The 23,056-nt window shown below is 63.0% G+C and carries 21 protein-coding genes; 9 read left to right on the forward strand and 12 right to left on the reverse strand.

Annotated features, from left to right (window positions below):
- Positions 1–76 precede the first annotated feature (76 nt).
- From EN851_RS06270 to EN851_RS06290, 5 genes are all read right to left on the reverse strand, one after another.
- Positions 77–445, reverse strand: a complete 369-nt coding sequence (locus tag EN851_RS06270; protein WP_127869403.1) for a GFA family protein — start codon at positions 443–445, stop codon at positions 77–79.
- Between the two features lie 130 nt (positions 446–575).
- Positions 576–944 carry a hypothetical protein gene (locus EN851_RS06275; protein WP_127279145.1) on the reverse strand — a complete coding sequence of 123 codons (369 nt, stop codon included), beginning with the start codon at positions 942–944 and terminating at the stop codon, positions 576–578.
- A gap of 586 nt (positions 945–1,530) precedes the next feature.
- A protein-coding gene (prfB, locus tag EN851_RS06280) for a peptide chain release factor 2 (RefSeq protein ID WP_127279146.1) occupies positions 1,531–2,662 on the reverse strand; the annotation gives its coding sequence in 2 pieces (ribosomal slippage) (positions 1,531–2,595 and positions 2,597–2,662; 1,131 coding nt in all).
- A gap of 123 nt (positions 2,663–2,785) precedes the next feature.
- Complete coding sequence (locus EN851_RS06285; RefSeq protein WP_135864238.1) at positions 2,786–5,230, reverse strand: penicillin-binding protein 1A; 2,445 nt, start codon at positions 5,228–5,230, stop codon at positions 2,786–2,788.
- 212 nt (positions 5,231–5,442) lie between these two features.
- Positions 5,443–6,705 carry an N-acetylmuramoyl-L-alanine amidase gene (locus EN851_RS06290; protein WP_127279148.1) on the reverse strand — a complete coding sequence of 421 codons (1,263 nt, stop codon included), beginning with the start codon at positions 6,703–6,705 and terminating at the stop codon, positions 5,443–5,445.
- Between the two features lie 651 nt (positions 6,706–7,356).
- Here EN851_RS06290 and EN851_RS06295 point away from each other — a divergent pair.
- The gene (locus EN851_RS06295; protein WP_135928782.1) at positions 7,357–10,332 is read left to right on the forward strand and encodes a ribonuclease E/G; all 2,976 of its coding nucleotides are present in this window, start codon (positions 7,357–7,359) and stop codon (positions 10,330–10,332) included.
- A 97-nt stretch (positions 10,333–10,429) separates the two neighbouring features.
- Here the strand turns inward: EN851_RS06295 and EN851_RS06300 are convergent, their stop codons facing one another.
- Positions 10,430–11,359 (reverse strand): glutaminase, encoded by a 930-nt coding sequence (locus EN851_RS06300; protein ID WP_127279912.1) that lies wholly within the window; start codon positions 11,357–11,359, stop codon positions 10,430–10,432.
- 4 nt (positions 11,360–11,363) lie between these two features.
- A complete protein-coding gene (locus EN851_RS06305; protein ID WP_135928783.1) occupies positions 11,364–12,512 on the reverse strand; it encodes an aminotransferase class I/II-fold pyridoxal phosphate-dependent enzyme in 1,149 nt (382 codons plus the stop codon).
- A 147-nt stretch (positions 12,513–12,659) separates the two neighbouring features.
- Here EN851_RS06305 and EN851_RS06310 point away from each other — a divergent pair, with 147 nt between their 5' ends.
- The 6 genes from EN851_RS06310 (at position 12,660) to aat (ending at position 18,033) form a co-directional block, all read left to right on the forward strand.
- Positions 12,660–14,054, forward strand: a complete 1,395-nt coding sequence (locus EN851_RS06310; protein ID WP_127279914.1) for a M48 family metalloprotease — start codon at positions 12,660–12,662, stop codon at positions 14,052–14,054.
- Positions 14,055–14,123: 69 nt separating this feature from the next.
- Positions 14,124–14,981, forward strand: coding sequence for a DsbA family protein (locus EN851_RS06315; protein ID WP_135928784.1), 858 nt, complete (start codon positions 14,124–14,126; stop codon positions 14,979–14,981).
- Between the two features lie 145 nt (positions 14,982–15,126).
- Positions 15,127–15,561, forward strand: coding sequence for a type II 3-dehydroquinate dehydratase (aroQ, locus tag EN851_RS06320; RefSeq protein ID WP_127279916.1), 435 nt, complete (start codon positions 15,127–15,129; stop codon positions 15,559–15,561).
- Positions 15,562–15,587: 26 nt separating this feature from the next.
- The gene (accB, locus tag EN851_RS06325) at positions 15,588–16,049 is read left to right on the forward strand and encodes an acetyl-CoA carboxylase biotin carboxyl carrier protein (RefSeq protein WP_127279917.1); all 462 of its coding nucleotides are present in this window, start codon (positions 15,588–15,590) and stop codon (positions 16,047–16,049) included.
- 10 nt (positions 16,050–16,059) lie between these two features.
- A complete protein-coding gene (accC, locus tag EN851_RS06330) occupies positions 16,060–17,403 on the forward strand; it encodes an acetyl-CoA carboxylase biotin carboxylase subunit (protein WP_127280307.1) in 1,344 nt (447 codons plus the stop codon).
- Positions 17,404–17,415: 12 nt separating this feature from the next.
- A complete protein-coding gene (gene aat / locus EN851_RS06335; protein ID WP_127869411.1) occupies positions 17,416–18,033 on the forward strand; it encodes a leucyl/phenylalanyl-tRNA--protein transferase in 618 nt (205 codons plus the stop codon).
- A 10-nt stretch (positions 18,034–18,043) separates the two neighbouring features.
- Here aat and EN851_RS06340 read toward each other — a convergent pair whose 3' ends face one another.
- From EN851_RS06340 to EN851_RS06350, 3 genes are all read right to left on the reverse strand, one after another.
- Positions 18,044–18,427 carry a hypothetical protein gene (locus EN851_RS06340; RefSeq protein WP_127869412.1) on the reverse strand — a complete coding sequence of 128 codons (384 nt, stop codon included), beginning with the start codon at positions 18,425–18,427 and terminating at the stop codon, positions 18,044–18,046.
- Between the two features lie 62 nt (positions 18,428–18,489).
- The gene (locus EN851_RS06345; protein WP_127280304.1) at positions 18,490–19,086 is read right to left on the reverse strand and encodes a DUF2155 domain-containing protein; all 597 of its coding nucleotides are present in this window, start codon (positions 19,084–19,086) and stop codon (positions 18,490–18,492) included.
- Positions 19,087–19,225: 139 nt separating this feature from the next.
- Positions 19,226–19,624, reverse strand: coding sequence for an NADH:ubiquinone oxidoreductase subunit NDUFA12 (locus tag EN851_RS06350; protein WP_127280305.1), 399 nt, complete (start codon positions 19,622–19,624; stop codon positions 19,226–19,228).
- Positions 19,625–19,867: 243 nt separating this feature from the next.
- On the opposite strand from EN851_RS06350, the gene panB reads away from it, so the two are divergent.
- Together panB and panC are read left to right on the forward strand one after the other, a co-directional pair.
- Entirely contained in the window at positions 19,868–20,710 is an 843-nt protein-coding gene (gene panB, locus EN851_RS06355) for a 3-methyl-2-oxobutanoate hydroxymethyltransferase (protein ID WP_135915531.1), read from the forward strand.
- Positions 20,707–21,558 carry a pantoate--beta-alanine ligase gene (gene panC, locus EN851_RS06360; RefSeq protein ID WP_135915530.1) on the forward strand — a complete coding sequence of 284 codons (852 nt, stop codon included), beginning with the start codon at positions 20,707–20,709 and terminating at the stop codon, positions 21,556–21,558. The genes panB and panC overlap by 4 nt, the downstream gene beginning before the upstream one ends.
- 150 nt (positions 21,559–21,708) lie before the next feature.
- On the opposite strand, the gene EN851_RS06365 is transcribed toward panC, so the two are convergent.
- Positions 21,709–22,407, reverse strand: coding sequence for an AIM24 family protein (locus EN851_RS06365; protein WP_135915529.1), 699 nt, complete (start codon positions 22,405–22,407; stop codon positions 21,709–21,711).
- A 150-nt stretch (positions 22,408–22,557) separates the two neighbouring features.
- A complete protein-coding gene (locus EN851_RS06370) occupies positions 22,558–23,052 on the reverse strand; it encodes a GNAT family N-acetyltransferase (RefSeq protein ID WP_135864224.1) in 495 nt (164 codons plus the stop codon).
- Between the last annotated feature and the right edge of the window lie 4 nt (positions 23,053–23,056).

Below are 23,056 nucleotides of genomic sequence, written 5' to 3' on the forward strand. Positions count from 1 at the left end.
GCGAAAAACGGAACGGGAAAAGTGGCCGTTGCAGCTTTTCCCCGGAGCCAGTTGCGTGACGAAGCGCCATCACGGGCTACCAGAGATTCTTGCCGTCGATGACCACCACTTCGACCTTGTCGAGATCGAAATCGTCGAACAGCCGCGAGTTGACGCTGATCTTCGGATTGTCGAAATCCGGCTCGCCGGTCGACCAGTCCGGCGTTTCGGTGAAGGTGCCGCAGCCGCAGGTGGCGCAAAACCCATGCTTTATGGTCTTTGAACCCCATTGGTAGAAGGAAACGTTCTTCTGCGGCGTGATGAGCTTGAACTGCGATGGCGTATAGTAGGCCCAAAGCGAGCCGCGTTTCGAGCAGAACGAACAGGTGCATTGCGTCACCGTTTGCGGCGCCTCCGAGACCTCGAATATCGTCGCCTTGCAGTGGCAGCTTCCCTTGATGGCCATGAAGTCTTCTCCATTGTCCACCGCCCATGCGGCAGGGCAACATAAAGAAGCGCTCCTGGCAACTGCCTGTCAGCATGCTCCATCGCGACTGAGCATCGTCATCGTTCGAAGCGACGATGCACTTGCTTTGTCAGTACGAGCGTGGCGGCACGAACAGGCAGATGGTCTTGCCCGCGTCGAGACCCGCCTGATGCGCGCACCAGTGGAATTCGCCGTCGGGGCTGTCCTTCACGCGCCTGTCGGTCATCGGGACCACCTCCCCTGTCCCGGCGATCACATAGCCTTCGGGTTTCTCCAGCACCTCGCCCGAATGGGTCGTGCGGCAATCGTAGTTTGCACAGCAAGCAAAGGGATAACTCCAGCCCTGCGGCAGGACCGGGCTGGGCTTGGCATCGTGGGCCAAGGCAGGCGCCGTCAGCGCCGCCATCGCAAACAAGGAAAACAGCAGTCGGCCGGCCGGATGAACGGCTTGGGCCGATCTAGACGAGGCAGCAGACATCGAAACATTCCTTTCGAGCATCAAGCGTTGCGCTTGCCCGTTCCCGGAACGTGTCTTCCCAGTGGCCGTATCGTCAGCTCGCAGATATGCCGCGTCCGGCCATAAATGCTTCTGTTACAGCCCGAATGCTGGGCTGATTCCTTGGTCGGCGCAAGAAATTGCTTCGGCTACGGTGCAGCCGAGCGCCGATAAGTCAGCTCTAAAGGGTGCGCCGGCTTGGTAAACAGAAGGTTGACGTCGCCGGGTCTGCAAGATGGCAGTCAACGAATTCCGGGACTGATTGGTTCCGGCTATGCGTCCGGGACGGCGTGCTCTTCCTATTGCGGCGGGTCGTCGGCGATGGTGAACCACGGCGCCTTGGAGCCGACTAGATATGCGCCGTCGGCCGAATCGTTGGATCGTCAGCCAGCGTGCCCATGGCGACGTGGACATCGGCGCCGTCGCAGACGAGCGAATAGAGCAACAAGCCGGAACGGCTGCAATGCGTATCATGGCTGCTCTCGTCGCCGAAATGGATCAGCCTGTGGGGCCCTTCGGCAAGGGTGCACTTATCCCGTTCGATCCCCGCCTCAAGATATGCCGGATTCTAGTCCAGATCCGCCACCGCTTCGCCCGCGCCGCCCTCGATGCGTTGCGACAGCGAGGCTTCCATGAAGTCGTCGAGATCGCCGTCGAGCACGCTCGACGGGCTGGTGCTTTCGACGCCGGTGCGCAGATCCTTGACCAGCTGATAGGGCTGCAGCACGTAGGAACGGATCTGGTGACCCCAGCCGATATCGCTTTTCGAGGCCTCGGTCGCGTTGGCGACCGCTTCGCGCTTCTTCAGCTCTTCCTCGTAGAGGCGCGAGCGCAGCATCTCCCAGGCCTTGGCCTTGTTCTTGTGCTGCGAGCGTTCGGCCTGGCATGCGACGGCAATGCCGGTGGCGATATGGGTGATGCGCACGGCCGAATCGGTGGTGTTGACGTGCTGGCCGCCCGAGCCGGACGAACGATAGGTATCGATGCGCACGTCGGATTCGGAGACGTCGATCTCTATCCTGTCGTCGACGACAGGATAGACCCAGACGCTGGAGAAGGACGTATGGCGGCGCGCATTGCTGTCATAGGGCGAAATACGCACCAGGCGATGGACACCGGATTCGGTCTTCAACCAGCCATAGGCATTGTGCCCTTTGATCAGCAAGGTGGCGGATTTGATGCCCGCCTCTTCGCCGTCATGCACTTCCAGCACCTCGACCTTGAAGCGGCGGCGCTCGGCCCAGCGCGTATACATGCGCAACAGCATCGAGGCCCAGTCCTGGCTTTCGGTACCGCCGGCGCCGGCATGGATTTCGAGATAGGTGTCGTTGGCGTCGGCCTCGCCCGAGAGCAACGTCTCGACCTGGCGGGCCTTGGCCTCGCCCTGCATCGAACGGATCGCGGCCTCAGCCTCGGCGATGACGCCTTCGTCGCCCTCTTCCTCGCCGAGCTCGATCAGGCCGATATTGTCTTCCAGCGCCTGCGTCAGGCCCTTGACCGCCGCGATGCCTTCCTCGAGGCCCTGGCGTTCGCGCATTAGCTTCTGCGCTTCCAGCGGTTCGTTCCAGAGGCTGGCGTCCTCGGCTCGCACGTTCAGGTATTCAAGCCGCTTTATGGCCTGATCCCAGTCAAAGATGCCTCCTCAGCAGGGTTATCGCCTGCCTGATCTCGTCGACAATATTCTGCGTTTCCGCGCGCATGGCCTGATATTTTGTCCTGTTGCTGAATGACGCTTCGGTCGGCGCGATACATAGGGACGGTGCCGCCATGTGTAAAGCGAAATGGGCCAGCCCGAGGCTGACCCATTTGGACGTTTGAATTCGTCAGTAAAGGCCGCCGCCGCCGTCCTGGATGGCCTGGTTGGCCTGCGGCGACAGGGCGCCGCCGGAAGCGTTGGAGCCATCGGCGCCCATGCCGATCACCCAGTAGCTGTCGGCGGGGCCGGTGCCCGGTTTGAAGGCCTCGATGATGGTGCCGGGATCGCCCGAGGATGCGCGCATGCCGGTCTTGCGGTTGATGGCGATCAGGTTCATGCCGTCAGGCACCTTGAAGTCGACATTGGGCGTGCCGTCCAGCGCCACGCGCATGAAATCCTTGAAGATCGGGGCCGCAAGACCACCGCCGGTGGCGCCATGGCCAAGGCCGCGCGGCGTGTCGTAGCCCATGTAGAGGCCGACCACGAGGTTCGGCGTGAAACCGATGAACCAGGCGTCCTTCTCGTCGTTGGTGGTGCCGGTCTTGCCGGCGATGTGGCGGCCAAGCTCGCCGATGGTGGCGCCGGTGCCGCGCTGGACGACACCTTCCATCATCGAGGTGATCTGGTAGGCGGTCATCGGATCGAGCACCTGCTCGGAATTGTCGACCAGTTCCGGCTCCGGCTGGTTCTTCCATTCAGGCGCGTTGCAGCCTTCGCAGCCACGCTCATCCTGCTTGAACACCGTCTTGCCGTAGCGGTCCTGGATGCGATCGATCAGCGACGGTTTGATCGACTTGCCGCCATTGGCCATGATCGAATAGGCCGAAACCATGCGCATGACGGTCGTCTCGCCCGAACCCAGCGCCATCGGCAGATATGGCGCCAGATGATCATAGACGCCGAAGCGCTCGGCATATTCGACGACCAGCTTCATGCCCATGTCATTGGCAAGGCGCACCGTCATCAGGTTGCGCGACTTCTCGATACCTGAGCGCAGCGTTGCCGGACCGGCGACCGTGCCGTCATAGTTCTTCGGCGTCCAGGTGGTGTTGCCGCTCTGGATGGTGATCGGTCCGTCCATGATCACCGAGGCCGGGGTATAGCCATTGTCGAGCGCGGCCGAATAGACGATCGGCTTGAACGAGGAGCCCGGCTGGCGCATGGCCTGGGTGGCGCGGTTGAATTCGGACTGCGAATAAGAGAAACCTCCGACCATGGCCAGCACGCGGCCGGTGTGCGGATCCATCGCGATCAGGCCGCCTTCCACCTCGGGAACCTGGCGCAAGCTGTAGGCATTGTCGGAACCGTCGTTCTTCTGGACGAAGATGACGTCGCCGGGCCTCAGCACGTCGGCCGGCGACTTTGCCTTGACCGTCTTGCCATCGACCAGATGGCGCATGGCGAAACCCATGTCGTCCTTGCTGACGGTGCCTTCGACGCGGTCCTTGACGATGTCGCCCGACGCCTGGCGCGCGGGCTGGAGGCCGATCGACAGGCCGGATGCCGAACTGTCGAGCACGACGGCAAGCGACCACTCGGGAACGTCTTCCAGCCCCTTGACGGCGCCCAATGGCACACCCCAGTCGCCGGAGACGTCGATCGTCTTCACCGGCCCGCGATAGCCGCGCAGAGTATCGTATTTCATCAATCCGTTCTGCATCGCCTTGCGGGCAATGAGCTGGACCTTCGGGTCAAGGGTGGTGCGAATCGACAGCCCGCCCTCATAAAGGGCGTTCTCGCCGTAGCGGGCGATGATCTGCCGACGAACCTCTTCCGTGAAATACTCGCCGGCGAAAAGGTAGGAGCCGGTGCGGCGCGGAGCAACGCCAAGCGGCTCGGCCTTCGCCTTCGCGCCCTCTTCGGGCGTAACGTAACCGTTTTCGACCATCTGGCCGATCACCCAGTTTCGCCGTTCAATTGCCCGGTCGGCGTGCTTGAAGGGATTATAGTTGGCCGGGCCTTTCGGGAGCGATGCCAGATAGGCGGCCTCGGCCACGGTCAGCTCGTTCACCGATTTATCGAAGTAGGTCAGTGCCGCACCGGCAACGCCATAGGCGTTGAAGCCGAAGAAAATCTCATTGAGATAGAGCTCAAGGATACGATCCTTGGAATAGGCCTGCTCGATGCGAAACGAAAGGATGGCTTCCTTGGCCTTGCGCTCCAGGGAGCGCTCGTTGGTGAGCAGGAAGTTCTTGGCAACCTGTTGGGTGATCGTCGAGCCGCCCTGCATGGGGCCACCCGAAACGTAAGTCATCACCGCTCTGCCCAACCCCGTTATGTCGACACCAGGGTGGCTGTAGAAGTTCTTGTCCTCCGCGGACAGGAAGGCAGCCTTGACGCGATCCGGGATGGCCTGGATTGGCAAATACAGGCGCCTTTCTCGTGCATACTCCGCCATCAGCGCGCCATCCGAGGCATGGATACGGGTGGTCACTGGAGGCTCGTACTTGGCCAGCACTTCGTAGTCGGGCAGATCCTTTGCCACATGGCCGATGTAGAGGGCAACGCCCGCCGCGGCCAGGAGGGCCAGCGTCGTGCCGATGCCGAAGAAATAGCCAATGAGACGAATCATACCCGCTCCAGTCCTTGGTTCGGGAATTTCCTAAACGAAGCCGCCTTCCACGCAAGCTTTCGAGCCGGTCCCAATCCGCAATCGAAAACCCATGTCGCCACCATGTGGACAAAATACGGCAGGGCCGCGTTTCGCGGCCGCAAGCCGGAAATAAAAAGCACCGGGTGTTGTCATCCCGCAACGCCGCCTGGTTGCAGGCGCCGCGGGTATCGTCAACCTCCGGTTCCAGGCCCGGCGCGCGCGGAAGCGAACAATGCGACGGCGTTGGTGATACTTTGCGCTGCCTTGCCGCGCCACTCGGTGTCGAGCAGTTGCGCCTCGTCCTTGGCGTTGGAGAGATAGCCGAGCTCGACCAGCACGGACGGCACGTCCGGGGCCTTCAGCACCTTGAACCCGGCCGAACGCTGCGGATTGTTGATAAGGCCGACGCTTGTCGAGAGCTGACCGACCAAAGTATGGGCAAAACTCATCGAGAAAGTGTGCGTCTCGCGCCGGATCAGGTCGATCAGGATGTCGGTCACTTCCTTGTTGTCGTCCTTGATGACCATGCCGGCGAACTGGTCGGACAGATTTTCACGGTCGGCAAGCGCCTGTGCTTCCGGATCGGAAGCCTTGTCGGAGACCGTATAGACAGTGGCGCCGCGGATACCCTTGACGCTGATCGTGTCGGCATGGATCGAAATCAGCAGATCGGCCTCATGCTGGCGGGCGATGCGCACGCGGTCGTCCAGGCGCAGGTATTCATCGGTATCACGGGTCATGAAAACATCGTATCTGCCGACCGCCGCGAGCTTGTCGCGCAGTTCCGTGGCAAAGGCCAGCGTGACGTTCTTCTCGATGGTGCCGTTCAGGCCTTCGGCACCGCCGTCCACGCCGCCATGGCCGGGGTCGATGACGACGGTGAACCGGTGGCCCGGATTGGAGACAGGTCCGGTGCCGACCCGGCCGCCCTTGTCGGTCGAAACCGTGGAACCGGTGGTCAGCGCCTGGTTGGCAAGGGCGGCATCAAATTCACGTTCGGAGGCCGCCGACATGTCGACGGCAATGCGGTAGCCGGTTCCGTCCTCATTCTTGAGCACATCGAGCTTGTCGACGGCGAATGGTCCCTTGCCGGTCAGAATCAGCCGCGCGACGCCCTCGCCGAGTTCGCCCAGCCGCACACCCTTGACCAGGCCACGCGGCTTCAAATCCTTGGCATCTACGGCAAATCGGGTGTTCGCAAGATCGATGACAAGGCGATTGGGCCCGCGCAGCAGGAACCATTTGACGTCAGGCTCGCGATCGAAATCCATGACGATGCGCATCCTGGTGGCATCGCCGGCCATTTTGTAGCCCCTCGCCACAAGCGTCGTGTCGGCGGCGCTGGCAAGCGTGGAAAAGGCAGACGAAAACACCACCAATAACACGAGGCAGAAGACACGGAGACTCTGGCCGCCAACACGACATCCCTTGTCTGTGAAGTCCGCCAGTCCCATCTCTCTTCCAGTCGCTCCCGGTTTGGCGCCCTGCGCCCGTTCATTTCATCGACACGCCGGTCAGGCCGCGAATTCGATTAACGATTGGTATCCAGAGAAGGTTAACCAAGCCTTTTCATGCAAGGTTCGGACCAGGCTTACGCTACGGAACCACTTTTTGCCGGCATCGGAAATCGGGGTTGCCTTCCAACCCGCCAAATCATAAAAGCGATGGTGGATCACTGCAATCCTGGAACCGCCCTCCTCCGCAGCTTCCTGCTACAGGGTCAGATGAAAGGCGGCTCCTTTCGCTTCACGCGAAAAGGCTTCAGGTGATTGCGACGAATTTCGCAGGTGTGCTCCCGTGGCGGGGGAATCGCCTGCGTGAGGAAAACGGCCGGGTTGTTCCCGCGCCGGCTCTGTATGAGCAAACAAGCTGGTCCGGTTTCCGGGCTTTGGTTCAAAAGGTTCTGCTGGTGACGATGGCTTCAAGCGCAATCATGGAAACGTCCGCATCAAACCGCGCCAATATGGCTGCGGGCGGCACCGCCATGACACGCAGGCACCGTCCGGCGGACGTTCAATTATCCGGCACCCACTCTCATCCAGACACACAGCAGCGGGCTTTGCCCCGCCAGCTGCGGCTGACGGCTGCCGGGGGGAAACGAAATAATGCCCAACAAAATGCTGATAGACGCCTCCCACCCGGAGGAAACACGCGTTGTCGTCGTACGCGGTAACCGTATCGAAGAATTCGACTTTGAATCGCAGGACAAGAAGCAGCTCAAAGGAAATATCTACCTCGCCCGCGTAACGCGCGTCGAACCCTCCCTTCAGGCAGCCTTTGTCGAATATGGCGGCAACCGTCACGGTTTTCTCGCCTTCAGTGAAATACACCCCGACTACTACCAGATTCCGGTCGCCGACCGTCAGGCACTGCTGCGCGCGGAAGCGCAGGAGGCCGAGGACGAAGAGAACGAGGACGGCGAAGGCGACGATCGCCAGAGCCGGGATCGCGGGCGGCGCGGTCGCCGGCGCGGCGGCAAGAGCCGCGACCGTGGTGAAAACAGGCGCGATGCCGGCACGGCCGATTCCGGCGAGGCAAACGAGGCCGCCGGCGAGACAGACGAAAACAACGACAATGGCGCGGATGCCGTCGCCGAGGACATGTCCAACGTTTCGGGAACCATGGAACCCGATGCCTCGGAACACGCCGGTGCATCCGAACGTGACGGTGCATCCGAAGCTAACGGGGCATCCGAAGATAACGGGGGTTCTTCCGAACAGGATGAAGGCGAAACCAGCGACGGTGGCCCCAAGTCGATCGCCGCCTCCGTCGAAGGCGACGTGATTTCCGAACCCGTGCCGCAGGCGGAACAGGGCAGCGAAGCCACTTCCGCCGACAATGACCGCGGGATGCTCGAGGAAGTATCCTCTTCCCATCCGGACGATCATGAGATCGAATCGGTTGGCGCCGAGGATGCGCTCGAGGAAGTGCGCAACCGCCGCAAGCCGGTGCGCCGCCAGTACAAGATCCAGGAAGTGATCAAGCGCCGGCAGATCCTGCTGGTGCAGGTCGTCAAGGAAGAGCGCGGCAACAAGGGTGCAGCGCTCACCACCTATCTGTCGCTTGCGGGCCGCTATTCGGTGTTGATGCCGAACACGGCGCGCGGCGGCGGCATTTCGCGCAAGATCACCAGCGCGGTCGACCGCAAGCGCCTCAAGGAGGTCGTCGCCGATCTCGAAGTGCCGCAAGGCATGGGCGTCATCCTGCGGACCGCCGGCGAGAGCCGCACCAAGGCGGAGATCAAGCGCGATTACGAATATCTGATGCGGCTGTGGGAGAACGTGCGCAATCTCACGCTCCAGTCCACCGCCCCTGCCCTCGTCTATGAGGAAGGCAGCCTGATCAAGCGTTCGGTGCGCGATCTCTACAACAAGGATATCGACGAGATCCTGGTTTCCGGCGACGAGGGCTACCGCGAAGCCAAGGACTTCATGCGCATGCTGATGCCGAGCCACGCTAAGGTGGTTCAGCCGTTCCGCGACACGACGCCGATCTTCGTGCGCAACGGCATCGAGGCGCAGCTCGACCGCATGCTGCAGCCGCAAGTGACGCTGAAGAGCGGCGGCTACATCATCATCAACCAGACCGAAGCGCTGGTCGCCATCGACGTCAATTCGGGACGCTCCACCAAGGAGCACTCGATCGAGGACACCGCGCTCCACACCAATCTGGAAGCGGCCGAGGAAGTCGCCCGCCAGCTCCGGCTGCGCGATCTTGCCGGCCTGATCGTCATCGACTTCATCGACATGGAGGAGAACCGCAACAACCGCTCCGTCGAGAAGCGGCTGAAGGATCACCTCAAGAACGACCGCGCCCGCATCCAGGTCGGCCGCATCTCGCATTTCGGCCTGATGGAGATGTCGCGTCAGCGCATCCGCGCCAGCGTGCTGGAATCGACCATGAAGCCATGCCCGCATTGCGGCGGCACCGGCCATGTGCGCTCCGATTCGTCGGTGGCGCTGATGGTGGTAAGGGCGATCGAGGAGTTCCTGCTCAAGGATTCGCGCAGCCACATCACGGTGCGCACGCCGGCCGCGACCGCGCTCTACGTGCTCAACCACAAGCGAGGCACGCTGGTGGAACTGGAAAGCCGCTTCGGCCTGACCGTCACCATCGAGGCCGACGATACGGTTGGTGCCCAGCACTACGCGATCTTCCGCGGCGCGCTGGCCGAAAAGCCGGAAGGTTTCGTCGAGGCGCGCAGCCTGCCGGCCTATGTCGAGCCGGAAGAGCCCGAGGACGAGATCGTCGTCGCCGAGGAGGAGGACGAAGCGCCGGTACAGGCCGAGCAGCCACGGCACGCCCAGCCGGCGCAGCATCAGCAGCCCAGATCCGGCGAGGAAGGCGAAGGCCGCGACCGCAAGCGCCGCAAGCGTCGCAGGCGGCGCGGCGGCAAGGATCGCGACCGCGAGCATGGAGCCCCGACCGACGGCACGCCCCATTCCACCTCGGAGGACGGCCTCTCTGCGTCGGAAAGCGCAGCGGACCATGACGATGCCGAGCTGGACAACGAAGCTGCGGTCGCCGCAACGGAGACCGTCGAAACGGCGGAAGCATCCGACGATGGCCAAGGCAAGAAGCGCCGGCGCGGCAAGCGCGGCGGCAAGCGCAACCGTCGCGAAGACGGTGAAGGCGAGACGGAGGCGGCAGCCGGCGAAACGACCGAGCCTGCCGAGGCTGACGCTTCGCTAAGCGAGCCTGTGTCGATCGAGCCGGTGGCTGCGGCGGCCGCCGAAGAGCCGGCGGCTACTGTGAGCGACGAGGTGCCTAGCACCGAAAAGCCAAAGAAGCCGCGGCGCGCAGCCAAGCCCAAGAAGGCAGCCGCCGAGGCTGTAGCCGAGGAGCCGACCGCGGAAGCGGCCGTTCAGGCAGCCGCCGCGACGCCAGCCACGGCATCGGACGAGGCAGCGGTCGCCGGGGAGACACCGAAGGCCCGGCCATCACGCCGCAAGGCGGCAGCCGCCGATACACCTGTCGTACCGGTGGTTTCCTCGACCGTCGCCGATGAGCCGGAAGCCAAAGCCGAATCCGAAGAAAAGCCCAAGCGTGCCGGCTGGTGGCAGCGGAAAGGCTTTTTCTAGGCTTTTCAAATTCTTGAATTGATTTTCTGACAAAAAGAATCCCGCGCCGATCGAAACGAACGGCGCGGGATTTTTCATATCCGGCAGGTCGTGATCGCTATGGCGCGAAGATCGACCAGTTCATCATCCTGGCGAGCTTTTCCAGCGCGATCGAACCCAGCTTGGAATTGCCGTTGGCGTTGAGGCCGGGCGACCAGACGGCAAGCGAGGCGACCCCCGGCACGATACCCAATATACCGCCGCCAACGCCGCTCTTGCCGGGAATACCGACGCGGAAGGCGAAATCGCCGGAGCCGTCATAGTGGCCGCAGGTCAGCATCATGGCGCCGATGCGCCGCGCCCGCTCCGCCGACACCACCTGATACCCGGTCGCCGGGTTCTTGCCGCCATTGGCGAGGAAGCGACCGGCCATTGCCAGTTGCCGGCAGCTCATGGCGATGGCGCAATGATGGAAATAGACGCCCAGCGCCAATTCCGGCGCATGATGGAGATTGCCGAAGGATTTCATGTAATTGGCGAGTGCGAAGTTGCGGTAGCCGGTGGCCCGTTCGGAAGCCGCGACCTCGCGGTCGATGATGATGGTCTCGTCGTCGCAGAGGAACTGGATGAAGCGCAGGATCTCGCCGATCGCCTCGCGCGGCTGGTGGCCGGCAAGCAGGATGTCGGAAATGACGATAGCGCCGGCATTGATGAACGGATTGCGCGGAATGCCGTTCTCATGCTCGAGCTGGACAATCGAGTTGAACGGGTTGCCGGACGGCTCGCGCCCGACCCGCTTCCACAGCGCGTCGCCGACATTGCCGAGCGCCAGCGTCAGGGTAAACACCTTCGAGATGCTCTGGATCGAAAACGCCTGGTCGGCATCGCCAGCCACCAGCACGCCGCCGTCATTGGTGACGGCCGCGATACCGAATTTCTTCGGATCGACCTTGCCCAGTTGGGGAATGTAGGTCGCGACATCGCCGCGATCGGTGCGTTCAGCCATTTCCGCCGCGACTTCCGCCAGCGCCTGTTCGAGCTCCGGCATGGCGCTACCTCAACCAGCGTTCGATGCGCGCCATCGCCTCGACCATGTCGTCGTGGCTGCCGGCATAGGAAAACCGCATCGTGCGGTGGCCCGCCCGGGTGTCGAAGTCACGGCCGGGCGTCGCCGCCACATGCGCCTCGGCCAGCATCTTGCGGGCAAAGGCCATGCTGTCATTGCTGTGCCGGGTGACATCGCAAAAGGCATAGAAGGCGCCATCCATGGGCGCCGCCAGGGGAAAACCCAGCTCCGGCAGGCGCTTCATCAGAAGCTCGCGATTCCAGGCATAGCGCCGCTTCACCGCTTGCAATTCCTCGGTTGCGGTAAAGGCCTCGATCGCCGCGATCTGCGACAGCTCCGGCGGCGAGATGTAGAGGCTCTGGGCGATGCGCTCTACCGGCCGCACGAGGTCTTCCGGCAACACCATCCAGCCGATGCGCCAGCCGGTCATGCAATAGTATTTCGAGAACGAGTTGATCACCGTCACGCTGTTGCTAAAGGCGAGTGCCGTGGTGTCTGGGGCGCCATAGGCCAGCCGATGATAGATCTCATCGGAAATGACGGCGATGCCGAGGGATTCCGCCGTGGTGACCAGGGCCGCCAGTTCATCGGCCGGTATGACGGCGCCGGTCGGATTGGCCGGACTTGCAAACAGCACGCCCTTCAGAGGCTTCTCCCGATGCGCGGCCTGCAGATGGCCGGCATGCAAATAAGCCGCGTCGCCGAGCTCGATTTCGACCACGTCGATGCCAAGGGCTGCCATGATGTTGCGATAGGCGGGATAGCCGGGCGCGGCGATGGCGACCCGATCGCCGGGATCGAACATCGCCAGGAAAGCGAGATTGAAGGCCGCCGACGATCCGGTGGTCACCGCGATCCGGCCAGGGTCGACATCGAGGCCGTAGTGATCCGCGTAATGCCCCGCGATCGCCTTGCGCAGCGGGGCCAGGCCCAAGGTGTCGGTATAGCCGATGCGTCCAACCTCCAGCGCCTTGGCCGCGGCGGCGCGAACCCCGACAGGCGCCGGATCGGATGGCTGGCCGACCGCCATGGAAATCACCGGCACGCCCTGTGCCTTCAGCCGGTTCGCTTCGGCCAGCACATCCATGGCGTGGAACGGCTCGACATTGCCGCGATGGGAGAGCGAAACGACCATTTTTACCCCTGTTGCGAGGATTGAGCGCGCCAGGTCCTGACGCATGCGCCGCACAAATGCCCGATTGATGTGAGGATCACAAGTTGAGGAAGTTTTTCAGGCGCCGACTTTTCATCTTTCGCCCGCTCGTCTACCAGTGGACACATTATGTTGAGCCGACCCAGATCGACGATTGCCCGGGCAGCGCGTGTCTTCGCGACGATCTCGCTTGCCGCCGCGGTTGCAGTGGCCGGTTCGGTGACCGCCTTCGCCCAGGGCGTGCCAGTGGTACGCGACGCCGAGATCGAAGCTCTGGTACGCGATTATGCACGGCCGATCTTCAAGGCGGCCGGGCTGGCGAATGACGGCATCGACATCGTGCTGGTCAATGATTCCAGCTTCAACGCCTTCGTCACCGGGCGCCGGCTGTTCATCAACACCGGCGCGCTGATGACGGCTGAAACACCGAATGAAATCATTGGTGTCATCGCGCACGAAGCCGGGCATATCGCCGGCGGCCACCAGCAGAAACTGCGCGAGCAACTCGAACGCGCCAAGACCATGGCCATCATCGCCACCTTGCTCGGTGCCGGCGCCATGGTCGCCGGCGCGACGACAAACAGCCGCGGCCTTGCCGGGGCCGGCATGGGCGTGGCGGCTGGCGGCGGCGAGATGGCGCAGCGCAGCATCCTCGCCTATCAGCGCACCGAGGAAATCACGGCCGACCGCTCGGCTATCACCTATCTCAATGCCACCGGCCAGTCCGGCATGGGCATGCTGAAGACCTTCCACCGCTTCCAGACCGCGCTGTCGCTGTCAGGCGCGCAGGTCGATCCCTACCGGATCAGCCATCCGATGCCGCAGGACCGCATCGCCAATCTCGAGGTGCTGGTCAAGCAGAGCCCCAATGTCGACAAGCTCGACGCGCCGACGCTGCAGCAGCGCCATGACATGATGCGGGTGAAGATTGCCGTCTACATGGAAGGCCAGGCCGCCGCGGCGCGGCTGATACAAAAGATGCGCGGCGGCATGGCGGCGCTATACGGCGATGCCCAGTCGACCTATCTCTACGGCAACCTCGACGCGGCGCTCGCCAAGACCAACGCCCTGATCAAGGCGCAGCCCAAGAATGCCTACTTCCAGGAACTGCGCGGCGATATATTGATGAAGGCGAACAAGCCTAGGGATGCGGCCGACGCCTACGCCAAGGCTGTCAGCCTCGATCCGGCACGGTCCGGCCTGCTGCCTGTCTCGCTTGGCCAGGCGCTGATGGCGGTCGGCACGCCCGACTCGCTCAAGAAAGCTGTCGTGCAGATCAACAATGGCCTGGGGCGCGACAAGGAAAACTCCACCGGCTATCGTTATCTGGCGCAGGCTTACGGCGAGCTGGGAGACATACCGGGCGCCGAGCTTGCCACCGCCGAAGGCCATTTCTATTCCGGTAACTACAAGGATGCGAAGATCTTCGCCATGCGGGCGCAACAGCAGATGAAGCGCGGCGAGCCGCGCTGGATACGCGCCCAGGACATCATAAACTACAAATCATCAGGCAAGAGCCAGTAAACTCATGAACCCTCCGGCCGTGTGCTGCGACACAGCCAGACCGGAAAACAGGCAGAAGGAACGAGAACGATGAAGAAGGCACTGCTGCTGTGCACCACGGGGGTTGCGGCCGCCCTTGCCATGCTGGCTTTCGGTTTCGTGGCCGGCAATCCGCAGGTTGCGAAGGCCGGAACGGCGCAGCCTGCCCAGACGGCGCAGCCTGTCCAGACGGCGCAGCCTGTCCAGACGGCGCAGCCTGCCCAGTCGGCCGTGGCCGATACCAAAATCGACCGCGCCGAGGTCGAGGGAATCATCCGCGACTATCTCCTGAAGAATCCGGAAGTGCTGCTCGAAGTGCAGGACGCACTCGAGGCCAAGCAGAAGGAGGAGCAGCGGCTCGCGGCGCTCGGCGTCATCAAGAACGCCAAGGACCAGATCTTCAACTCCACCTTCGACGGCGTCGTCGGCAACCCGAACGGCAAGGTAACGATCGTCGAGTTCTACGACTACAATTGCGGCTTCTGCAAACGCGCCATCGAGGATATGCGGGCCCTGACCAAGTCAGATCCGGATCTGCGTTTCGTGCTCAAGGAATTCCCGATCCTCGGCCCGGATTCGCAGAAGGCCAGCGTCGTTTCGATGGCGTTCCACCTGATGATGCCGGAGAAGTACGGCGAGTTCCACAATGCGCTGCTCGGCGGCCAGGGGCGCGCCACCGAGGCAACCGCGATCAAGATCGCACTTTCGCTCGGCGCCGACGAGGCGACGCTGCGCGAGAAGATGAAGGACGCGTCGATCCCCGAGGCCTTCTCCAAGACTTACGATCTTGCCAACAAGCTGCAGATCACCGGAACCCCTTCCTACGTCGTCGGCAACGAGGTCGTGTTCGGGGCGCTCGGGCAGGAAGTGCTTGCCGAAAAGATCGAGGCGGCGAAAGCCGCGCTTTGACCGGCGAGTGGTTTTCTTCACGGGCACGTTTCGGCCTGTTGTGGACAGTGAAAGAACGCACTTGCGCTCTTTCCGCGGGCGACTATGCCCGGTATAGAGGCCCAGCGCGCCGGCTTGACGTCGGCGCCGGAAAAGGTCGACTTTTTTGAAAACGGTTTTCGTCCTGAACGGTCCCAATCTCAACGCGCTCGGCAAGCGCGAGCCGGGCATCTATGGCGGCAAGACGCTCGCGGCCATCGCCGACGACTGCAAGCAGGCAGGCAAAGCGCTCGGGATCGAGATCGATTTCCGCCAGTCGAACCATGAAGGCGATCTTGTCGACTGGATCCAGGAAGCCGGCGACAAGGCCGCCGGCATCGTCATCAATCCAGGCGCCTACAGCCATACCTCGATTGCCATCCACGACGCCATCCGCTCGATCGCGCCGCTGCCGGTCGCCGAAGTTCACCTTTCCAACATCCACGCGCGGGAACCGTTCCGCCACGTCTCCATGGTCGCGCCGGTCGCTGTCGGCATGATCTGTGGCTTTGGGCCGCTCGGCTACACGCTGGCGCTGCAAGCGCTGGCCGCACGCCTATGACCGGCCAACAAACAGAAGGCTCGAAAATGTCGATAAAGAAGACCGGTGTTGACCAGCAACTGATCCGCGATCTGGCGGGCATACTGAACGACACCAACCTGACCGAGATCGAGGTTGAACTCGGCGACCTGAAGGTACGGGTGTCACGGCAGGCGCCTACCGTCCATGCGATCGCCGCACCGCAACCGGCCTATGCGCCGGCAGCGGCATCCCAATCTGCCGCCGTGGCTGCCCCGGCCGCGGTCGACGTGTCCAAGAACGCCGTCCCTTCGCCCATGGTCGGTACTGCCTACCTGGCGCCGTCGCCGGACGCCAAGCCGTTCATCGAGGTCGGCCAGAAGGTCAAGGAAGGACAGACGCTCTTGATCATCGAGGCGATGAAGACGATGAACCAGATTCCCTCGCCGCGCGCCGGCACGGTGACGGCGATCCTGTTCGAGGACGCGACGCCGGTCGAATACGGCATGCCGCTTGTCGTGATCGAGTAGAGCGAGCCGGATGTTCCAGAAGATCCTCATCGCCAATCGCGGCGAAATCGCACTTCGGGTGCTGCGCGCCTGCAAGGAACTCGGCATCCAGACGGTGGTGGTGCATTCGACCGCCGATGCCGACGCCATGCATGTGCGGCTGGCCGACGAAAGCGTGTGCATCGGTCCGCCGCCGTCGCGCGACAGCTATCTCAACATCCACCAGATCGTCGCGGCCTGCGAGATCACCGGCGCCGACGCCGTGCATCCGGGCTACGGTTTCCTGTCGGAGAACGCCAAGTTCGCCGACATCCTGGCGGCGCACAACATCACCTTCATCGGTCCGTCCGGCGACCATATCCGCGTCATGGGCGACAAGATCGAGGCCAAGCGCACCGCAAAGCGCCTTGGCATTCCGGTGGTGCCCGGCTCCGACGGTGCGGTGACCGAGGAAAAGGAAGCCAGGCGGATCGCCGCCGAGATCGGCTATCCCGTCATCATCAAGGCGTCGGCCGGCGGCGGCGGACGCGGCATGAAAGTGGCGCATACCGAGGCGGACCTCGAAATCGCCCTGCAGACGGCGCGCTCGGAGGCCGGCGCGGCCTTTGGCGACGACGCGGTCTACATCGAGAAATACCTGGAGAAGCCGCGCCACATCGAGGTGCAGGTGTTCGGCGACGGCTTCGGCGGCGGCGTGCATTTCGGCGAACGCGACTGCTCGCTGCAGCGGCGCCACCAGAAAGTCTGGGAAGAGGCCAATTCGCCGGCGCTCAACGCCGAGGAACGGTCGCGCATCGGCGGCATCTGCGCCAAGGCGATTGCCGATCTCGGCTATTCGGGCGCCGGAACGATCGAGTTCCTGTACGAGAACGGCGAGTTCTATTTCATCGAGATGAACACGCGTCTCCAGGTCGAACATCCGGTGACGGAAGCGATCACCGGAATCGATCTGGTCCACGAGCAGATCCGCGTCGCTTCCGGCGGCGGCCTTTCGGTCAAGCAGGAAGACATCAAGTTCAACGGCCACGCCATCGAATGCCGCATCAATGCCGAGGATCCGCGCACCTTCACCCCCTCGCCCGGCACGATCACCCATTTTCATACGCCCGGCGGCCTCGGAATCCGCGTCGATTCCGGTGTCTACTCCGGCTACAAGATCCCGCCCTACTATGACAGCCTGATCGGCAAGCTGATCGTGCATGGGCGCAACCGAGTCGAATGCATGATGCGGCTGCGCCGGGCGCTCGACGAATTCGTCGTCGACGGCATCAAGACGACGTTGCCGCTGTTTCGCGATCTCGTCGGCAATGCCGACATCGCCAACGGCGACTACGACATCCATTGGCTGGAAAAATATCTGGCCAAGGGCGAATAGCGCGGGGACGCGATGACCCGTCCATACGCGCCAGGCTATCGCATCCCCACCGACCTTCTGCTCAAGGCATACGCCTCGGGCGTGTTCCCGATGGCCGAAAGTGCTGGTGACCCGGAAGTGTTCTGGGTGCGCCCGGAAACGCGCGGCATCATTCCGCTCGAGGGCTTTCACACGCCCAAAAGCCTGCAGAAGACGATCCGCAGGCACCCGTTCGACATCCGTTTCGACTTCGACTTCGAGGCGACGATCGACGGCTGCGCCGAAAAGCGCGAGGAGCGCCGCTCGACCTGGATCAACGCGCCGATCCGCGAAGCCTATGTGCAACTGCACCGGATGGGACACTGCCATTCGGTCGAGGCATGGCGGGGGGGGCGTCTGGTCGGCGGGCTCTATGGGGTCTCGCTCGGGCGGGTGTTTTTCGGGGAAAGCATGTTTTCCAAAGAGACGGACGCGTCGAAGATCTGTCTCGTGCATCTCGTCGAGCGCCTGAAGGCACGCGGCTTCGCACTCCTCGATACGCAGTTCACCACCGAGCACCTCAAGCGCTTCGGCGCGGTCGACGTGCCGCGCGGCAAGTATGAGAAGATGCTGGCCGACGCGCTGAAGGGCGAAGCGATCTTTTTTCCGTAGGGATCAAGCCCTACTTGGCGGTGGCCTCGAGCGGCGTCTGCGCATGGAACATCATCTTCCAACCGTTGACGCGGTGGACATAGCCGGTGCTGACCAGTGCGGCGTAGGGTTCGCCATTCTCGCGCGTCGCATGCGCCTCGTAGGTCAGCATGACGATGTCGCTGCCTGGCTCGATTATGCCCTTGAGCTCGATGTCGAGATCGCGCCAGCGGTTGGGCTTGGTCGCGGTCTCGGCCAGATCGGCATTATCCATCGCCTTGGCCATCCGCGGAAACGCCACCAGGCATTCGGTGTCCGCGTTGGCGGCGTAGTAGGCACTGTCACCCGTCCAGAACCCCTTTTCAAGTTCCAACAACTCGGCCTTGTTGGCCATGATCCGCTTGCTGTCCGACATAGCATATCCTCCGGGCACGTCTTGATGCTCCAACGCGCGCCCGCCATGGCGGTTCCAAGAGATCAGTTGGCGGTGGTCGTGTCCGGTTCCGCGGCGTCGTCCGGCTGTGCCGCGTCCGGAGTGACCGGGGGCTTGGGCCTGGCCGAGGCGGGCTTGGTCGCGGCCGGCTTCGAGGCGTCGGCTTTCGCTCCGTCGGCCTTGCCAGCATCAGGCGCCGGTACATCCGACTTCTGCTTGCATTCCTTCAGCCAGACGTCATAGACGGCGTGCTCGACGGCATTGAGGCCAGGGCTTTCGGCAAACATCCAGCCGGTGAAGATGCGGCGGATCTTGCGGTCGAGCGTGATCTCGTCGACCTCGACGAAGGAATCGGTCTTCGGCTCCTCGTTCTCCGGCCGGGAATAGCAGACGCGTGGCGTCACCTGCAGGGCGCCGAATTGCACCGTCTCGTCGATATAGACATCGAAGGTGATGATGCGGCCGGTGATCTTGTCGATACCGGCGAACTCGGCGACCGGGTTGGCAATGCGATCCGATCCCGCTGCCGCTGGCGGCGCCGGGGCGGCAGGTGTGGGTGAAGCCGCAAAGGCGACGGTGCTGACGGCGAGGCTGGCGGCTAGCGTCAGACCGCCTGTCGATATCAGGTTGAAAAAGCTCATGCAGGGGTACCGGTGGTTCGCGCCCAGGTGATTCCATCGATCGCCAAGGCTAGTCGCCGTTTTCTGATCAGCAAGCAGCTAAACACCAATTGTGGCGATAAAGGACCGGCCTGCACCTTACGGTTACAAACCCGCGCCGTTACGACCCCGGCGTCCAGGCGTCGTAGTCGCCGGTGACCTGCGGGCGATGTTGGTTGGTCAGCACCGAGCCCTTCGGGCGATAGGCCGCGGGCGTGCCGGTCAGATTGGGCAGGTGCGGCTTTTGCCAGTCGCGCGGCCGGTAGTCGTCGCTGGGGGGAGCGACATCGACACGATGGTGAATCCAGCCGTGCCAGCCCGGCGGAATGGCCGACGCTTCCGAATAGTTGCGGTAGATGACCCAACGGCGCGTACGGCCTTCCGAATCGATACCGCCTTCATAGTAGACATTGCCGGCCTCGTCCTGGCCGACCCTCTTGCCGTACCGCCAGGTGTGCAGGCGCGTTCCCAGCGTCTGGCTGTTCCACCAGGTGAAAAACTGCGTCAGGAAAGTCTTCATCTCAGAACCCTCGCGCTGGTGGCGCCCCTTTCCTGCTTATGGCGTCAGGCCCTCGGGAAGGCAAGGGTTTTGCCGCGGGAGCGCGCAAATGGCGCGCCAGGGACCCGACACAAGCCTGTGATCCCTGGGCCTGTGATCCCTGGGGTGGCCGGATGCACGCTTGCCAAGCCTTGCCGCTCTTTCTAAAGCTCTGCGCGCCCAGGCGGAAATCCTCTCCGCCTCGGGGGCTAAAGGAGGCGACGATTGGCCACGCAATTGCCGACCACCGACATTCGCATCGGTGCCGACCTGATTCGCCGCCGCAAGGGCGGCACGCCGATCGTCTGCCTCACCGCCTACACCTACCCGATCGCCCGCCTGCTCGATCCCCATGTCGACCTGCTCCTGGTCGGCGACAGCGTCGCCATGGTCCTGCATGGCCATGAGACGACGCTGGGCGCCTCGCTGGAGATGATGATCGCGCACGGCCAGGCCGTGATGCGGGGCTCGGCCAGGGCCTGCGTCGTCGTCGACATGCCGGCCGGCACCTATGAGGATTCAGCCGCGCAAGCCGTGGCCTCGGCGCGGCGCATCGTTGGCGAGACCGGTTGCCAGGCGGTGAAACTCGAGGGAGGCGTCGACATGGCCGCTCAGATCGCGGCGATCGTGGCCGCCGGTATCCCGGTCATGGGCCATATCGGCCTGCAGCCGCAATCGGTCGAGAAAGACGGCGGCTACAAGATCAAGGGCCGGACGGACGAGAATGTTGCCGCCCTGATCGCCGACGCGCTCGCGGTCGAGAAGGCCGGTGCGTTTTCCCTGGTCATTGAAGGAACGATCGAGACGGTCGCCGCGGACATCACCGGCCGCATCGCCATTCCAACCATCGGCATCGGCGCCAGCAGCGAGTGCGACGGCCAGATCCTGGTCATCGACGACATGGTCGGGCTGAGCGTCGACCGGGTGCCTAGATTCGTCAAGCAATACGCCGATCTGCGCAGCGTGATCGCGCATGCCGCCGAGCGCTACGCATCGGAGGTACGGGACCGCGAATTCCCTGGCCGTGCCCATGTCTTTTCAAAAACAAATGGCGGGGATGAAGCATGAGCCGGCCCGACGTCGTCGACAGCGTTGCCGAGCTTCGCGCACGCATCCGCGACTGGCGGCGCGATGGGCAGCGCATCGCCTTGGTGCCAACCATGGGCGCATTGCATGACGGGCATCTTTCGCTGATCAAGATCGCCCTCGAAAGAGCCGATCGATGCGTGGTGTCGATCTTCGTCAATCCGACGCAGTTCGCGCCGAGCGAGGATCTCGACAAATACCCGCGCCAGTTGGCCCGCGACCTCGATATGCTGACGACGGCCAAGGCCGATCTCGCCTTCACGCCTGATGTCAACGAGATGTATCCCGCCGGTTTCGCGACGAAGATCTCGGTCGGCGGTCCGTCAGCCGGGCTCGAAACGGACTTTCGACCCACCTTTTTCGATGGCGTCGCCACAGTGGTGGCCAAGCTTCTCCTGCAGGCCGTACCCGACTTCGCCATCTTTGGCGAAAAGGATTATCAGCAGCTTTGCGTCGTCAAGCAGCTTTGCCGCGACCTCGACCTGCCCGTCGAGATCATCGGCGCACCGACCATTCGCGACGCGCATGGCCTCGCCATGTCGTCACGCAACGCCTATCTCGATGAAGCCGAACTCCAGACCGCCCGCCAGTTCAACCTTATCCTGCGCAAGGCGGCAACGGCGCTGGCGGCGGGCGCAGGTCAGGAAGAAACGATCGCCGAAGCAAGCCGAGCCCTGATCGTCGCCGGCTTCCAGAAAGTCGATTATGTCGAAGCCCGCGAAAGCCTGACCCTTGCGCCATGGCGGCACGACCGAATGGGCCGCGTCCTCGCCGCCGCCTGGCTGGGAAAAACCAGGCTGATCGACAATGTGGACGTTTCCACCGCCTGATCGGCTGCACTCTCGATTGCTGTTTGTAGTCTCAACGCTGCCAGCGCGAAGCACACAGCGGGAACTCGAATTGCTGATACGCGAACTGTCGCCACCGCTGCGGTCGCGCTGATCCTGGCCTTCACCCGTCCCGCTTGCGGCTTTCCCAGCCTACTCCTCGGTCGGCATATGCAGGTACATTGACTGGATGCCGACCCTGCCCGGACCCGTGAAGCGGTTGACGATGAAATTCATGTTGGCGCCGAAGAAGCCGCTCGACAGCCGGTCGATCTTGGTTTCCATCCTGACCGAGGCATCCTTGAACAGCCAGCCGCCGGGTTCGATGTCGATGGTTTCGCCCGGAGCGAGCGTCTTTTCAAAAACGTTGCCGTAACCGTGCAGCCAGACGATGCCGTCCCCGGTATCGCCGCGAAACCGGTCGATGAAGAAGCCGCTTTGGCCGAACAGCATCGTCGCCAGGCCGCGTACACGCTCGAACGTGTAGTCGACATTGCCTGTGGCGGCCAGGAACTGGTGCTCGCGCACCTGGATCTCCTCGCCTTGCCGCAGGTGAATCGGCACGATGTGACCGGGTCCGTCGCGGCTGAAGGCGATGATGCCCGCTCCCGACGCCTCGGTGACGAAGATCTGCATGCCGGCCATCATGCGCTTCAGCGCCCCCTTCAGTGATTTCAGGCCGATGGTGATCGTGGAATTTTTCCACAGCAGGATGTGGTGCTCGAAATAGACAGGCATCCGCGTCACGTCGACGGAAAGCACAGGCACCAGTTCGCCCGCTATGTGATAGGTGACGCCGCCAAAGGTTTCGTCCGACACCTCGGTCGGCATCAGTTCCGGCAGGCTTGGCATGGTTTTCCCCCAGCCGTCCCGCGCGTGTCAGGTTATTCCGGCTTCGAGCGGGTCGGCCTAAGCAGCTTTGGTGGCGGACAACAGGGCCGTCAAACGAAAACGGAGCCCGGGGCAGGCGCTCGCGCGAAGGTGATCACGCCGCCACGGTGGTCAGGCAGCAAGTACCCGTTCATAGATCAACGCCGGGATGGCCGAACCGGCGGAGCCGCAATTGTCGGTGCGGCCGGCCTGGACGAAGCCATTGGCCCGATAGAAGGCTACGGCGCGGGTGTTCTTCTCTTCCACTTCGAGCCGAATCCCATGGGCTTCCGGAAAACTCTCGATGATTTCGTCGAGCAGCATGCCGCCGATGCCTCGGCCCTGCAGCGCAGGAAGCACATAGAGCTGCCTGAGCATAACCACGCCGCCGTCACCGACGGCTTCGGCAAAGGCCATGCCGCCAATGCGCTTGCCGTCATCGGCAACGAGGAACTCGCTGCTCGGCTTGACCAGCCTGGCCTTCAAAGAAGCGACGGAGTGCCATTCATTGGTGATCTCGGTGACCCGTTCGGCGCCGTAGATCGCGTCATAGGTGGCATGCCATGTTTCGACTAGCAACGCCCGGACGGCTGCGAGGTCGCGATCCCCGGCGGTGCGGACGAACATGCCT

Origin of the sequence: Mesorhizobium sp. M8A.F.Ca.ET.208.01.1.1 (genome assembly GCF_004791315.1) — a bacterium.
Classification (GTDB): domain Bacteria; phylum Pseudomonadota; class Alphaproteobacteria; order Rhizobiales; family Rhizobiaceae; genus Mesorhizobium.